7 protein-coding genes are annotated in these 15,492 nt (G+C 45.3%); all 7 read right to left on the minus strand.

The genetic code is table 11. The features are described from left to right. Positions 1–265: 265 nt before the first annotated feature. The gene (locus BLW31_RS01135) at positions 266–1,657 is read right to left on the minus strand and encodes an alpha-L-fucosidase (protein ID WP_022301961.1); all 1,392 of its coding nucleotides are present in this window, start codon (positions 1,655–1,657) and stop codon (positions 266–268) included. A gap of 78 nt (positions 1,658–1,735) precedes the next feature. After that, positions 1,736–3,091: a hypothetical protein gene (locus tag BLW31_RS01140; RefSeq protein ID WP_010536573.1), complete on the minus strand. Its 1,356-nt coding sequence runs from the start codon at positions 3,089–3,091 to the stop codon at positions 1,736–1,738. 24 nt (positions 3,092–3,115) lie between these two features. Continuing rightward, on the minus strand, positions 3,116–4,471 hold the full coding sequence (locus BLW31_RS01145; RefSeq protein ID WP_010536572.1) for a basic secretory protein-like protein: 1,356 nt from the start codon (positions 4,469–4,471) through the stop codon (positions 3,116–3,118). Between the two features lie 37 nt (positions 4,472–4,508). Then, positions 4,509–6,443, minus strand: coding sequence for a RagB/SusD family nutrient uptake outer membrane protein (locus tag BLW31_RS01150; RefSeq protein ID WP_022301960.1), 1,935 nt, complete (start codon positions 6,441–6,443; stop codon positions 4,509–4,511). A 21-nt stretch (positions 6,444–6,464) separates the two neighbouring features. After that, positions 6,465–9,608 (minus strand): SusC/RagA family TonB-linked outer membrane protein, encoded by a 3,144-nt coding sequence (locus BLW31_RS01155; RefSeq protein ID WP_010536570.1) that lies wholly within the window; start codon positions 9,606–9,608, stop codon positions 6,465–6,467. Between the two features lie 302 nt (positions 9,609–9,910). Then, entirely contained in the window at positions 9,911–13,885 is a 3,975-nt protein-coding gene (locus tag BLW31_RS01160; protein WP_029425279.1) for a helix-turn-helix domain-containing protein, read from the minus strand. Between the two features lie 194 nt (positions 13,886–14,079). Further along, a complete protein-coding gene (glmM, locus tag BLW31_RS01165) occupies positions 14,080–15,468 on the minus strand; it encodes a phosphoglucosamine mutase (RefSeq protein ID WP_010536568.1) in 1,389 nt (462 codons plus the stop codon). Positions 15,469–15,492 lie beyond the last annotated feature (24 nt).

The following is a 15,492-nucleotide window of genomic DNA, read 5'->3' on the forward strand; positions in this document are numbered from 1 at the left end:
TGAAACGGGAACAAATATACTAAATATAATATAAATGAAACATTAATAAGCAAGAAAAGTAACAAAAGCCATCGGATCGACCATTAGAAAGCTGATACAAATGTTTGGCCTAAATCCAAATATTATTCTACACGCAAGTCCCACAAAAAGGGAAATATAGACGTACGATAAAGAGTTGGATGAAATAAAATCACCATCAAAAAGCACGACTTTACCTGATGGTGATTTTATATAAATTCAATGATTTAACTCTAAGATAAATTCATCATCTTCTCTCACAATATACTCCGAACTCTGCAATGGAAGTAGTACCATTAGAATTTAAGACAGTCATTCGTACCGCATCCCCCCAAACCGTATCGAAACGGTGGATTTTCACACGCAGACCGGTAGGAGCCTTACCCTCGTAAAGAAGGTTCCATGTACCACCCGTACGGTATTCCAGACGGTATTCCTGCAAACGGTCATTGTTACGATCCGTAATAACCACCATATTGAAAGGTTTCTCGCGCTCGAAAGTCACTGAATACCAGGGCACCTTCACTTCAGAATTAGAATTCCAGCAAGTCCCGAAATCATCGTCATTGGCAAAGTCCATGATAGCATAGTCACTGCTCCATGTACCTTCGGCAGGCTGATATTTGGCAATATTGGAAGAGATAATAGGAGCATCCGCTTCAGGAACCGTTGCCACACGACCATCGTTCTTCCACAGTTTACCTATTTCCTTCAGAGCTCTCAATGCGTTGGCATCCATCAAGCCGTCTCTGTTGGGAGCCACGTTCAGGATAAAGTTACAGTAGGATTTGCCCATCGGGATGATGTTGTCATTGACCATTTGTGCCGGAGACTTCACAGGGGTAGTCGGGAAACTTTCTTTCCAGAACCAGTTCTGCTGTAACGGCAGGCAAGACAAGGCAGGCAGACGGTTGGTATCTTTCGAGATATGCTGTCCGGCTCCTTGTTCGTAAGACTTGATGTCCGTGTAAAACAAAGCCTCGGCAGGATATTTCGCTGCATTCAGATCCATCACCAGACAGTTAGGCTGGATTGATTTGACCAGACGATAAATATCTTCAAAAGGTACGTCATCGTAAGAGATACGTGACCACGGGGCATCCCAACCGTCAATAATCAAAGCTGTTATTTCACCATAGTTGGTCAACAGTTCGCGAAGTTGCTCCTTGATCATTTCGATATGCTGCGGAGTTATACACTTGGGACGCAGCCGGGCATGCGTATCGAGGATCGAATAATAGAGCATCACTTTCATCCCTTCGGCACGGAATGCGTCGGCGTATTCTTTTACCACGTCACGCTTGAAGGGGCTGCTCATTACGCTATAATCTGTCGTTTTAGTATCCCATATACAGAAACCGCTATGATGTTTCGTTGTCAGACATCCGTAGGTCATGTTAGCTGATTTTGCCGCTTTTGCCCATTGTTTGCAGTCCATCCTGACAGGGTTGAAAAGCTCGGGAGCAGCATCCGGGTCCGGCCAGTCCTCATTAAAGAAGGTCGGCATGTTGAAATGAATGAACATACCACAGCGTAAATCAACGAATTCCTGTTGCAGCTGGTGCAACGACTTGGTTTGAGCATTCAAGCATAACACCGAAGTTACACTTAGGATCATCAGTAAAAACAGTCTTTTCATCATCTATTCATTTATTAATTATTAATTAGTTAAGTACATCAGCATCATCAGCTTATACTATCTTATCCACATTCATTCTCAGTCTCTCTGATACTTCATCCACATTCCACCTTTCGAAGTGGCTTCCGTATCGGGACACAAAAGATAGATGTAGAATTTATCTCCTGCACTCTGACGGTCGTGACGAACGACAAAAAGTCCTTTCTCATTGAACCAAGTATCTATAAGGTCTTTACAGTAGGCATTTATCTCGGCCACTTCCGTCGCATTAAGAGTACCGCCGCCACAGGTCTGTCCGCTGCCGGATATGTTCTTAAATAGGACACGGTCTTTATCGGAATTATTCATCAGGATGCTTGCTCCTTCTTCACTGCTCGGGAAAGCGAGGTTTGCAAACCACCATGTCCAGATAACGAGCGGTCTTTGTTTCGGACTTCCATTCCATCCGTAGTCATAACTCATGGCATTTATATCGGCGATTGTTCCGCCGGAGCTTGTAGCCTGTCCGCCTGTTCCCGCCCATATTTCATCGCAAGCGGCACCGTGATCCTGCGCTTTTCCGAGTGTAAATTTTCCTCCGGAAGTCACATAGTCGAAGTCATTGACCGCTCCCTTGTTGGAGGTCAGGGTTACATTTGACATACCGTCTACCGCCACCGCATCACCGGTGCAGTCAATGGCTTTGAAGGCATAAGTGGCTCCGTTCACCGATTTAATCTGTTCCACCGGCGTATCCAGTTTGAAGATTTGCCCTTCTTTCGTCAATTTCGATTCATAGTATTGCGTATGGCCGTTCGCATCGTTTCCATCTTTGTTTTCAATCGTTATTACTTTGACAGAAAGATCGTTGACACCATTCAGTACCAGGCCATAATAACCGATAAAATTGCCGGAAGCGTCACAGATGGACTGATTATCCAATAAGTTTTTCTCGAAGAGTTCGGTAAAGTCCGCTTTTGAAGCGACTTTGCCATCGATGTATGCCTGTGTAGTCGGCTGCAGTTCAATGGTATTGCCGGTAGATTCACCGTATAAGTTCAGCTGCGGTGCCTCTCCTTCTGCCGGAATCTCTGATACGACAAACTTGGTATCTACAAATTCACTTCCCAGGTTTTGCAGATGGACATCGCAATTCTCAATATCCAGTGCCACTTCCTTACCTTTGGCAGAGAATGATGTTTTTCCTTCTACCGCCATCTCCAGAAAGTCCGAATCCAGTGTTACTGTTCCGTCTTCATGAAACTGGAAGTAAAACTCGTGCCCCTGATAGTCAGCTTTCCAACAGCCATCGGCTGTGCCATACAATATTTCTTTAACGGAGGAAGCCTTCAGACGGTCACCATCTCCGTAGCCCACGTCATTCAAATCCAAGGTATTGCAACTCCAAAAGCCCGTGCACAGCACAGCTAATGCAAATAATACTTTCTTCATCATAGTTGTTTTTTAAAGGTTGCTCTATTAGTTATTTTGCAGGAACACTTCCACCTCTGTCTTGTATTCGTTCCAGAGTTCTTCCATCGTAAGGTCCGGGTAGCTCTCCTTCAGGATATACTTCACCGCATCCTCCAGGCTCCACTGGTTGGTCAGTTCGTCCATCAGCACCGTCCACGGCAACATACGCACGAAGTCGCCATTATAAAGACGCAGCCAGCTCATAAAAGCACCGGAAGTATTGTAGTCAACCTGCCAGACAAAGTATTTATCACTCTGCGGATTCCGGTAAGACTTGGCGATAGCGGCCTGATACTCTTCTTTTTGCGTAGCCAGAATATATCCTTTGCTCGCTACTTTCACAGCGTCCGGCCATCCTTCCTGATACCCCTGCCGGTCACAATCCTGCACACCTTCCATGATGTATTTCCCTTGTTTGGGCATCCACTGCACGCAGTGCCCCATCTCGTGCATAAACACATGCTGCATGTCCGGCAATTTCCACCACGCATCGTTCGGATTGCTTTCCGAAGCCGGATAAACAATACCTCTTCCTTCGTTATGGGTGGGGTAATCTATCGCATACGCTCCTCCGGTCTGGTCTTTCTTGATAAAAACACGCAGTTTGCTGTAAGGGTCGAAAGCCAGATTATAGGGGTCGAATGACATAGCCGCACAATCCATATAATACCATTTCCGGAACTCTTCCTGAGTAGCAGCCTCGTCTCCGTTACCTATCAGATTATACAATGCAGAAACGGGACGTATCTCCGAATCACTCTCAAAGGAAATCTGAACTTGTGCCGCCTGGCTGGTTTTAAAATACTGCCAGGCAACATAGTTCATATCCACTTGAAGTTCATACTTATCCGCCTGATCGCTCAGATTCGTCCAGTCACTTGTCTGCCGGGCCCCGTCGGCATCTTTGTAGATAGAGCGGAAACGAAGTTCCTCTACACCGTAACGGTCTGTAACCACTACTGTACGATATTTACTCAGACGCAGAGTGGTCGGCTCGTTGCCATAGTCCCGCCTTTTCACAGTCAAGTTGCCAAAATCACCGACATTCGGTATCATGACGCGCTTTATCTTTTTGCCGGAGAGCAGGGAGTTGAATTCTACTTCCACTCCCACATATTCATCTCTCTTTTCCCAACCGGAGTTACTGCCGTCCCACGTGAGGTAAAGTTCATTCAGCACCTCATCATATTTCGCCTCTTTGAGAGGAGCAGCCGCATATCCGGCTACGGTATTCCCGTCTTTCAGTACAGGCTGATAATCTTTATAGATGTCAGGAGTTGCGAAGCTGTCTTCCTCACCGTAGCAGGCAGCCAGTGTCAGTGAGACAAACAACCCGAAAGCTATATCTTTCCAATGTTTCATAATCTTCTTGTTTAAGCGTTATTGTTCAAATATCGTATTACCATCCCAGGTTTTGTACCAGCAACGGGATACGACGGAGGTCATCATAAGGTATCGGCATGAAATATTGCTTTTTCGTAAATGCTACACGAGTCTCAAAAGAGGTCCTTTCGAAGAATGCCGGATAATCCTTGTCCATATTCATACCGTATACTTTGCCTCCTTCGCCTCCGGTGTGATATGCCGGATAGATCCAATGTTCGGGATCATTCTGTCCTTCCGCCACTTTCCAGCGACGCACATCGAAATAGCGGTTCCATTCGAAGACTAGTTCAACCAGACGTTCGCGGCGGATACGGTTCAGCAGGTCGGTCTGTGTCTTCGGACAGGTTATCTTACCGGCTGTTGCGGTAAACGTATATTCGGGAATGCCTGCACGGACCCGGATTTTATTCAGATAAGTCAGGGCATTGTCGAGATCGCTGCACATACAAAGTGCTTCGGCATATCCCAAATACATATCTGCCAGACGAAGTACCGGAGAGAAGTGTTTCGAACCGTTGTTGTTGGAGGCTTTCGCACCCCGACGGATCAAGTATCCCGAATCCGGACAGTCGCCGGAGGCTTTGGACTTGCCGCAGGTTCCGTTTGCACCGTTGGTGAAGTCTGTGCGCATTTCCTCATTGTACTTACCTTCGTTCAGCCAGATAGAGCCGCTATAGGTAATATTCACATAAAAGCGCGGTTCACGGTCTTTCCACTGTTTCAGCACTTTGGACTTATCGGCGTCAAAGTAAAGACGGGAAGGGTTATTGGGGTCATAATATCTTCCGGATGTGAAGTTGTTGGCGCCCGGTATGCCCTCGAATTTGTCATAGCTGGGATCTTCTTCGATGGTCAGTCCGTCTTTCGTAAAGAACAGGTCTACCGTTTCCTGTGTTGTATAATAGCCACCGCCGCCAGTCACGTCAGTATCCTGGAAGTCGGTAAACTTAGGACATACCCAGTAGGTATAGTCGTACAAATCTCTCAGCTTCACAAAAATCAGTTCATCAACAGCTTCCCAGGTTGTGGTGAAAAACTCGCCCGCAGCCCTGCACGAAGCATAAGGGTCCAGTTTTCCATTCGTATAGACCTCGGTCAGCTTGTATCCCTGTCCGGTTGCGAAGGTCATAAACCGTTCATATGCATCGCGTGCCTGAGCCCATTTGGAGTTATCTTCGGTCTGAGGGAAAAGTTGTTTGCCGTCTTTATTCTTGACTGACGCCTGATCCGTATTTCCGTTGAAAAGCGGACTTGCCCAATAGAGGTACAGCTTTGCCTTGAGTGCCATACAAGTGGCGACATCCATACGTCCCAGGTTTGCCTTTCCGGCTCTCTGGAGCAAATCGCCGGAATCAATGGCGCTCTGCAATTCCGTAGCAATGAAGTTTACGCATTCATCTACCGAATTACGTTCTTTAATCAGTTCTTCCAAGGAAGCGTCCAAAGGAATGGGATCTTCGCCAATCAACGGAATGGGACCGTAAAGGCGCAGCAATTCAAAATAATAGTATGCCCGCAATGCACGTGCTTCCGATTTCCACTTTCCACGTGTAGAGGCGGCGGCTTCTGTACATTTATCTACGTTCTGGATGAACGTACTTGCTTTGGCTATTGCCTGATAGTACTTTGAGAAGTATTCACTTGCCTGAGCTGAAGCGGAGTTAAAGGAGCCGTTGGTCCATTCCGCATACGTTTTGTTCCAGCGGTTTGCTCCGTCCAACGATGCTTCCGTAAAGATACCTCCGTAGGTGTTCGGATGAATGGCATCTGTCACTTCACGCACGTAGCTGTATACATTGTTCAGATATTCTTCCGTCCTTTGCTTGGAGGCAAACGTTTCGTCCAGTCCAAACTGTACACCGGGAATCGGTTCAAAGAAATCACTGCAAGCAGTCAGTCCGACACACATCGATGCAGCCAACAGGTATTGTTTTATTCTATTCTTCATAACGATTATTTGACTTTAGGGTTAAAAACTAAACTTGACTCCGACCGAATAGCTGGATACATTCGGATAAGCTGTTCCGTTGCTCGTATTCAGTTCCGGGTCCCACAGCTTGAAGTTAGAGAAGGTAAGCAGATTCGTACCCATGAGGTAGACGCTTGCACTTTTGAGGAAACATCTGTCCAGCAGCTTTTTCGGTATATTGTAGGATATGTTCAGTTGCTTCAGACGCAGGAAGCTGACGTCTTTCACCCACCACGAACTTTTCTGAACATTGTTCGTGTTGGCGTCACTGCCGACATACATGCGCGGATAGAACACATCCTGATTGGTCGGATCGTCGGGACTCCAGCGGTCGTGGATGTTGGCAAAGACATTGTCACGGCCTTCGTCATCCCAGAAAGGCTTGATACAAATGCCGTCCAGATAGCGGTCGGCCTGTCCGGTTCCCTGAAACAGGGCGCTGATAGAAAAGTCTCCGATCTGTAGGTCGGCACCGAATCCGTAATAGATTCTGGGGACATCACCGCGTCCGATGACCGTCTTGTCATAGTTGTCAATCACACCGTCTCCGTTCAAGTCCCGGTATTTGATATCGCCTACATGTACGGTTCCGAACTGGGTGGCATGGTCTTCAATCTCCGCCTGACTGGTAAAGAGTCCGTCGGCTATGAATCCCCAAGTCGCATTTACATTCGTACCGCGTGTCTCCATCCAAGGATAGTCTACCGGCGGTTCGTCGTTCTCTATAATCTTGTCTTTATTGAAAGTCAGATTGCCACGTACCGTAAGGAATGTCTTCTTACCCAGCCGTTGTGTATAGTCCATCGCCAGCTCTATACCTTTATTTTCTACGACACCCAGATTAGCATAAGGGTTTTCGATCCATCCGGCGTAGCTGGGGATTGTACTGCGTTGCAGGAAGATGTTGTCGCGACGTTCCTTGAAAAAGTCGACTACAAAGGACAGATTATCATTCAGGAACTTGATATCGATACCCAAGTCTTGCTTTCTGGATTTAGACCAAGTGACATTTACACCATACTTTTCTTCTCCATAACCGTTGGCACTTGTATAATTGGTTCCGAACATGGTTCCTGTCAGACCGGTGAACACCCCCTGATACATGAAGCGTCTGCCTGTTGCGGTATCACTGCCGACCCATCCGTCCGTATAGCGGAATTTGAGGAAGGAAATGTATTTGCGGACCGGATTCCAGAAAGATTCATTGGAGACTGCCCATCCCAGACCAAAAGCAGGGAAGACACCATAACGCTTGCCCGGACTGAAGTTCTCCGAACCATTGATACCGAGATTGAATTCTGCGAAGTAACGGTCGTTCCATGAATAAGTGGCACGTCCGGCAAAACCGCGTTGCTTGTAAGGCATACCGCCAATGACATCCGTCGCATTCAAATCCCAATACACTTTCTGATTGTAAAGCAACAGACCTCCTACCCGATGAGCACCGAAACTACGGTCATAGTTCAAGGATGCTTCTGTATACACCGTGCGGCTGCTCCATTGCTCCGGTGTCTGAAGTGACAGGCTACCATCCGCTTCTTTCAGCACCGAGTAGAGGTAATCGCCTGTTTCTTCATCAAACAAGGTGTCTTCTATCCAGATTCCGTTTTCGTCCGTTTTACCGGCAAAGGTGTACATCGGTTCATTCCGGTTATACTTTCTCTTACGTGAATTGTAAGTATCGAAAGCTACCATGGCAGAAGCGGAAAGTCCTTTGCTCCACTTCCAGAAATCCAAGTCCTGCTTCACGCGGATATTAGAATTTAACTGGCTGGAAAATTCATCATAATAACCTCCGCGAGCCAGCAGACCGTAAGGGTTGAACTTTTGCTGTGAGTTGATACCGGACACGGTACCGTTGGGCAGCAACAAAGGATAAATAACCGGATTCACATCCATACAGGCTGCGTACAGTGAGCTGGTACTGCTCTGCGGATAATGTCCCTGTCCCAGATATCCGGAAAAACCCAGATCAACCATCGTTTTGGAAGTCGGCTTCAGATTCAGGTTGGAGGTGAAGTTATAACGGTCGTACTTCATCTGAGTATTGTAGTTCTCCAGCTTGAAGTTGCGGGTCATACCGGTTTCTCCATAGTAACTCAATGAAGCATAGTAGTTTGCATTAGGCACCCCCCCACGGATATTAATATTCCCGCGACGGTTGTGTCCCCAGTCGTTGAACAGGTTATCTGCCCAGTCGATGGCCGGATACAGGTAAGGATTATACAAACGGGGATTGTCATTCGGCAATAAACCGTTGGACTTCTTTGTCGCTTCGATATAAGCAGCCGAGTATTTAAGTGTACCGCTTGTATTCATCTGCGCCTCGTTACGTGCATCCATGTAAGTGTAGGCATCTGCCATATCTACCTTCTTGGTCAGACGGGTAAAACTTTCGTAATAGTCCACACTAAACTGCGGTTTGCCTACTTTACCGGGTTTGGTTTTCACAATCACGACTCCGTTGGCACCACGTACACCATATACTGCAGTTGCGGAAGCGTCTTTCAGCACTGTAAACGATTCGATATCTTCAGGGTCGATATTGTTGAAACTACGTTCTACCCCATCAACGAGCACAAGGGGACTGGAACTCTGTCCGAGCAAGGAAGATAAACCACGAATCCAGATATCCGATTCATCGTGACCGGGTTCGCCGCTACGCTGAACGGCAACCACCCCGGCAATGCGTCCGGAAATAGCAGAAGACAGACTTGCAGCAGGCATCTTAATGTCTTTCACATCCATCGTAGACTGAGCGCCTACCACGGATACTTTACGCTGATTGCCGTAACCCACTACTACCACTTCATCCAGTGACGACACATCTTCCACCAAAACGACATCTACGATTTTTTGCTTTGCTACCTTTACCTCTTGCGGCTTATATCCTATATAAGATATGAGCAGAATAGGATTCCCTGTTGAAAGCTTCAAGGTATACTGACCGTTCATATCGGTAATGGTACCATTCGTTGTACCTTTTTCCTGAACACTCACCCCTATGAGCAGTTCTCCTTTTTCATCAGAGACACGGCCTGTGACGGAACTTCCTTGCGCCCATACTGTTACGCTACACGTAAGTAACAATAGCAGTAGCCATAATGACCTGATGCGATGTTTTTTCATTTCAAACAAATTCATACTACTTGTTTTTAATTAATTAATAAGGTTATCAAATACGTTTATCACGTTGATGCAAATTAAAGGAATAGACGAGGAAACCGAATACTCCTGTACGCCAAAAAGCAGGGAGGAAAAAGAATGTCTGTTTAAAGTACAAATGGTAAAACAGAGTACAGCATAGCACTCTATATATCAACAATATAGATAGTCCTTTTGAAAAAGAGAGTACAAGGGCGTTTTCCATGACAAACAGCATAGTCCAGCATAGAATTGAGTCTTTACCGACAGCCTGTACCCGACTGCCGGTCCGGTCTTATTCCTCATTCCCGGCCCTTACGTCCGTCATTCTCCAGAGTTTTTTCTCTGTACACTTTCGGAGTCATGCCAAACTTACGGGTAAATTCCTTATAGAAATAAGCACGGCTGGAAATACCGACATCAGCAATGACTTCCTGTATCGACAACGCTTCATCACGCAATAACCTGGCAGCCTTTTCCATCCGATAGTCTTTAATCAGATCACTTGGAGACATTCCCGATATCTCCTTCAGTTTACGGTAAAACTGACGGGGACTCATCAACATCTGCTCCGCTACAAAAGTAGATCCCAAATCTTCGCGATCCAGATTCTGCTCTACCACCTGCAGGAATTTCCGAACAAAATCTGCTTGCTCAGCAGTAGTACAGACAATGGAATTGCTCCAGCCCTCCAGCTCTTCCAGATATACCTGTCTGGCTTCCCGCTTCCCATAGAATGTTTTATGAATAGTTTCTTTCAGGAAGGGTATGTCATAAGGAAGGACAAGATAGGAATCTGCCCACAAAATCAGTTCGCGTTGCATAGACGTACTGACTTTCCAGGTCAGCATCGGAATAAATGCAGTCTTTGAAAGCATTGAACGATTCTTATTGATGTATTTCATGAAAGTGCTCTCCGCATCGGTATACATCAGCATATCTACCAGAAACAATGCCGGAGCTGAAGTATGCATCTCATCAAATGCCGCTTGTATACTTCTCACCGGACGTACTTCATACTCATCGGATAGTAGTCCGCTTATCAGCCAAATCATCTCCTCTCTGTCTTCCAGTAATAAAACCGTTTGACGAGTTTCGTTCTGCTCTGCGATAGCAGCCGGATCAAAAGTAATGGTCAGCCTGTTCACCTGCTCTGCATCAGTGGCATAAAAGAGAGTGCAGTTTTGCTGTTTCAATGCCGAAAAGACGAAACGCTGCATCGTCCTGATACGGAACTGGTCATCCGAATCTTTTCCTTTTACGGGCAAAGGTTCCTGATCGGATAGTACATCATACAATCCCTTTACCGTATGGTCGGAGGAAAAAAACGACAGCAGCATTCTGTTATCTTCCTCTTTTGCGGTCAGAGACACTTCCGCCCCGTTCCGGCTGGCTATATAGAGGTAACTAAAATAAAGAATACAGCGTAATGCGTTTTTATAGGCAGGAAAAGTAAAACTGTCCGGGATATCCAGACGAATGAGAGACATATGGTAACCTTCCTTTTCCAGTACACGATGTACTTCTTCCGCCAATTTCAACATATACAGCCGGCCCGTAACAGAAAATTGCAACGAGGACAACAGGCGGAAGCACTCATCTCCGACACCAACGCCAAAAAGCAATGCCATGACGGATTCACGAATCTGATTTACTTTCGCAGTATGCTCAACCGGTGAAAGACTCTTGTCATTCAACCGGTCGCATGCCTGATAAATAAGAGTACAATTGTCGAGTACTTCACGTTCTTTATAACTGTCTGCCACCAGAGAAGTGTTACGGTGCTCCGTTTCCAGTAATTCCTGCAACACCCGTTCGTGACGGAAATACTTGCGGAACAAGTGAATCACATAGATCGTCAATACAAGCCCCAGCAGCAAATAAATAATATATGCATACACCGTCAGATACCAGGGCGGCAGAATGTAAACCGGAATGGAAAAGGTTTTGTATTCCGTAGCAAATACATCTTTCTTGTATCGTACCTTAAAGAGATAGTGCCCGGAGGGAACATTAAAATAGGATGCTTCGTTGACACTGCTGAAAGCTCCCCAATCCTTGTCATATCCCTCAAGTATGTATGAGTATTCCACGTCACCGCCACTGGCATAATCGGGCACCACAAAGAAAAGGGAGAAAGACACCTTCGCACCTTTCATTTCCAGACCTTTCCTGTCGGGCAAATAGTGGTCCTGCAGATTGACAGATGTCTTCTCAATCACTAACTTACGCAACAATATTTCCGGATAATATTCGGGGACCGCAGAAACTTTCTTATCCAAATAAAGCAATCCATCGATTCCTCCGAAGAAAAGGTTACCGGTATAGGGACAATGATAATAGGCATCATCACTGAACTCTCCGATCTGTATGCCGCCACTATAATAATAAGCATGCGAGAATGAATTATCCGGATTGAACTTGATAAGCCCCCGGTTAGTCCCCAGCCAGAGTAATCCGTTATCATCTTCGAGAATACTATGAATCATGTCATTAAGCAATCCATGTTCGCGTCCGATATAGTCCGCTTCAAGCTTGCGTCCTCTAAAGGTGACACGCACCAAACCGGAGGTAGTACCTACATATAATTGATCTTTTTTATACCAATGCAGACAGAGAATATCATCAACCGACTTATGCAACATTTCATTCAATGAGTAAATCTGATACTCATCCGTCTCTCTGTTGAAGCGTATCAATCCCCGCTGCCGACTGCCTAGCCACAATAAGGAGTCACCTTCGGATACCATACTATAAAAAAGATTGAGTTCCTGCTGCTCATAGAAGAAACGATAATGCTTGCTCGACTTTATCCGAATATCTCCCGGTTTACCTTTATCAAGTATCACTTTACAAAAGCCACTTCCTGATGAAGCTACATATAATGTAGTATCATTCGCTTCAAATATAGAATGTACCTCATCTATCTCCTGTGTCTTTTCCAACGTAAGTTCATGCAATCGTCCATCGTCAAAAGAATAATAACATAGCCCCGATGATGAACCAGTACCTATCCAAAATCCATTCATATAACGGCTTTCCGTCATGGCATACACTTGAAATTCCCGGTCCAGTTTGACATAAGAAGACACATTCTGCTTGCCATCAGGTGAATAAATTTCTGCATTGGCAACCTGTACACCATCGCGATAATTCCGGATGTGCAACAGCCCGTCCCCTTTGGTGCCAAACCAAAGCCCTCCATACTTATCGGTCAAAACAGATCTTACCTGCCGACTCAGATTCGGTGACAGACTATTCAGCATCACATTGGTAGCAATGGAGTATTTCCTTGAATACATAATTGCTCCTTGTCCGTCAGACCCTATCCACAATACTCCCTGTCGGGGATCATTATAGATGGCAAAAATCCGTATATTACGATTAACTACTTCTTCGGCATATTTCTGTGACATGCGCAGACGTATCAGCCCATTTGTCTGGAAAGCAACCATAATATCTTCATGGAAAGGTACAATACCGGAAATTGTCCCATACTTCCGCACCATATCGCCAATGTTACGTATATATATCTTCGACTTTCTGGAGATATCATATACAAATAAATCCTTATCGGAATCATAGAAGCAGAATACGCCGTTCTGGTAACAGACGTATTCTATCGTTTTCGAGTGGAAACGGGAAGGAGTGACATCAAGCCGGGTACTCAACGTATCCTGATCAAAAGAACTCAAAGAAAAACGGTAAAGATCGCCGCTCTGATAAGGGAAAAGATATAACTCGCCCTCATCCGTCACAAAAGCACGGGTATCTACCTTCAGCATATGAATGTCCGGCATCGGCACATTGACAAAACGACGATGATGGGTATTATAATAGGAAATCCATCCATACCCCAAAGCCCAGGTATTCCCCTTCGGATTGGAGTGAATTACAAAATCACCGCCGAACTCATAGTTACAAATCACTTGACGCGAATCTTTGGAGAAACGGTTGGCACCTAAATGAGTGGTAATCCACAAGCAACTACTGTCAGCCTGCTGGATAGAATGAATGACATTATTGCTCAAAGTCTTTTGTTCCGAAAAGTCCGAACGAAAGACTTCCATACTTTTCCCGTCGTAACAGTTTACACCATCGTAAGTACCAAACCACATCAACCCCTCATTATCTTGAAAAAGGGACAATACAGCACTATTAGATAACCCTAACTGATAATCCACCTTACGGAAAAGATAAGTATCCTTTACATTATCAGCCAAGACAGCAAATGAATGAATCAATATAACAAAGATCAGGAGTAAGTATTTTTTCATAGCATATTGATAACTAAACAGATGTATAATGTGACAAAGGTATATTTTCAGTCGCAGATTTCCAAAACTTTCTTCTGTCTTCGCCAAGACAACTCCTATATTAACAGTTAAAACGGAACAGGAGACCATAAAAAAAGGAGAACTTATAAATAAGTTCTCCCTTCTCTATATCTTCACAACAAATAAATCGTTGTCTACTTGGCTAGTTCATTGATTACATCCATAATCTTCTGTCCGATCTCCTCAGCAGCCTCCATTGTGGAAGCCTCGCTATACACACGAATAATCGGTTCCGTATTACTCTTACGCAAATGTACCCATTTATCCGCAAAGTCAATCTTTACACCGTCGATATCATTGATTTCTTCGTTCTTATAGATTTCCTTTACTTTAGCCAGAATAGCATCTACATCAATCTCCGGAGTCAGATCTACACGGTTCTTGGCGATGAAGTAAGGAGGATAAGTAGCGCGAAGTTCGCTCACTTTCTTTCCTTCATGAGCCAGATGGCTGAGGAATAAAGCGATACCTACCAAAGCATCACGTCCGTAATGGCTGGCCGGATAGATTACTCCACCGTTTCCTTCACCACCGATTACGGCATTTGTAGCTTTCATCTTGGTTACTACATTTACTTCTCCTACAGCTGAAGCGCTATATTCCATTCCATATTTGCGAGTTACATCGCGCAACGCACGGGTAGAACTCAAATTAGAGACCGTATTACCCGGAGTATGCTTCAATACATAATCGGCTACAGTCACCAATGTATATTCTTCACCATACATGACACCGTTCTCGCAAATCATAGCCAGACGGTCAACATCCGGATCTACCACAAAAGCAACATCGGCTTTTCCACCTTTCATCAGGTTCATGATATCACCCAAGTTCTTTTCAAGCGGTTCAGGATTGTGCTGGAAATTTCCAGTGGGTTCGCAATAGAGTTTCTCTACATGCTTCACGCCCAGACGTTCTAAAAGTTCCGGAAGGATAATACCTCCTACAGAGTTCACACAGTCGATAGCTACACGAAAATCAGCTTTCTTGATCGCTTCTACATCCACCAAATCGAGAGCCAGCACACTGTCAATATGTTTTTGATTGTAAGTCAGATCTTTGCGATAAGAGCCCAGGTGGTCTACATCGGCATAATCGAATTCTTCAGCCTCAGCAATGCGAAGCACTTCGTTACCTTCTTCCGCATTCAGAAATTCGCCGTGTTCGTTGAGTAGTTTCAGTGCATTCCACTGTTTGGGATTATGAGAGGCTGTCAAGATGATACCGCCACAGGCACCTTCCATCGTCACAGCTAATTCTGTAGTCGGAGTGGAAGCCAGATCAATGTCTACAACGTCCCATCCCATTCCCATCAATGTACCAACAACTACGTTTTTTACCATTTCACCAGAGATGCGAGCGTCGCGTCCCACTACAATCTTGTTGCTTTGCGCTTTGCAGGTCTTACGAATCAAAGTAGCATAAGCCGAGGTGAATTTTACAATATCAAGCGGATTTAGTCCCTCACCCGCTATTCCGCCAATAGTTCCGCGGATTCCAGAGATAGATTTGATTAGAGTCATAGGTTTTTAACTAAGATTTATATT

Source organism: Bacteroides faecis MAJ27 (assembly GCF_900106755.1).
GTDB lineage: Bacteria > Bacteroidota > Bacteroidia > Bacteroidales > Bacteroidaceae > Bacteroides > Bacteroides faecis.

Excerpts from the sequence above, each read along its gene's own strand:
- BLW31_RS01140 (WP_010536573.1), bottom strand. The coding sequence starts at position 3,091 with ATGATGAAGAAAGTATTATTTGCATTAGCTGTGCTGTGCACGGGCTTT.
- BLW31_RS01155 (WP_010536570.1), bottom strand. The coding sequence starts at position 9,608 with ATGAATTTGTTTGAAATGAAAAAACATCGCATCAGGTCATTATGGCTA.
- BLW31_RS01160 (WP_029425279.1), bottom strand. The coding sequence starts at position 13,885 with ATGAAAAAATACTTACTCCTGATCTTTGTTATATTGATTCATTCATTT.
- BLW31_RS01145 (WP_010536572.1), bottom strand. The coding sequence starts at position 4,471 with ATGAAACATTGGAAAGATATAGCTTTCGGGTTGTTTGTCTCACTGACA.
- glmM (WP_010536568.1), bottom strand. The coding sequence starts at position 15,468 with ATGACTCTAATCAAATCTATCTCTGGAATCCGCGGAACTATTGGCGGA.
- BLW31_RS01135 (WP_022301961.1), bottom strand. The coding sequence starts at position 1,657 with ATGAAAAGACTGTTTTTACTGATGATCCTAAGTGTAACTTCGGTGTTA.
- BLW31_RS01150 (WP_022301960.1), bottom strand. The coding sequence starts at position 6,443 with ATGAAGAATAGAATAAAACAATACCTGTTGGCTGCATCGATGTGTGTC.